The 735-nt window shown below is 40.1% G+C and carries 1 protein-coding gene; it reads right to left on the bottom strand.

The annotated features are described in order from the left end of the window. Window positions 1-644, bottom strand: a 644-nt coding sequence (locus AB4371_RS20780; protein ID WP_372150604.1) for an IS5 family transposase, incomplete at its 3' end; no start/stop codon positions are given. Window positions 645-735: the final 91 nt, after the last annotated feature.

The raw sequence follows: 735 nt of genomic DNA on the forward strand, positions 1-735 counted from the left end.
GCATTTTCGACCAAGTGACGATACTTGTATAAACACCAATCCATACTGTCTTTGTCTATATCTTGTCCGTAATTGCGTTTAGCAATTACCGTTTCTCCGCCACGTTCCTTAACAAAAGTACGGAAAGGTTCGCTGTCATATCCTTTATCACAAACGATGGTATTAACTTCATCGAGTTGCTCAACTAAGCTTTCGGCATGCACTATATCGTGGCGTTGTCCCTCTGATAAATCAAAGCAAATCGGCAGGCCACCACTATCTACGGCTAAGTGAATTTTGGTTGAGTTGCCCCCGCGACTTTTTCCTATTTGCTCTGAACTTTCAGTAGCTGCACCTGTACTATGCTGATGTGCTCTAACTATAGAGCCATCAAGAAATACCCATTCAAAATCAGCCATGTTAGATAAACTTTTGAAAAGATTATCTAAAATCCCTTTCTTTGACCAAAGATTAAATCGTCTGTAAACGGTACTCCACTCTCCGAACTCAGAGGGTAGATCTCGCCAAGGAATACCTGTTCTCATTCGATAAAGTATTCCTTCAAATGTCATTCGATGTTCAGTTTTATCGTAAATACGACCTGTACTTTTCATAACTTGGAGTAGCAGTTCCCAGCGAATATCAGTTAGCATTGTTCTTGGCATGGTATTGGTTATGGTTTTACTTTTGGCGAAGCAAATTATAACTCTTTACCATGCTGTTCAAAAAACACTCACGAAAGATCAACACGCCCTA

It is taken from the genome of Vibrio sp. 10N.261.51.A3 (assembly GCF_041471965.1).
Classification (GTDB): domain Bacteria; phylum Pseudomonadota; class Gammaproteobacteria; order Enterobacterales; family Vibrionaceae; genus Vibrio; species Vibrio crassostreae_C.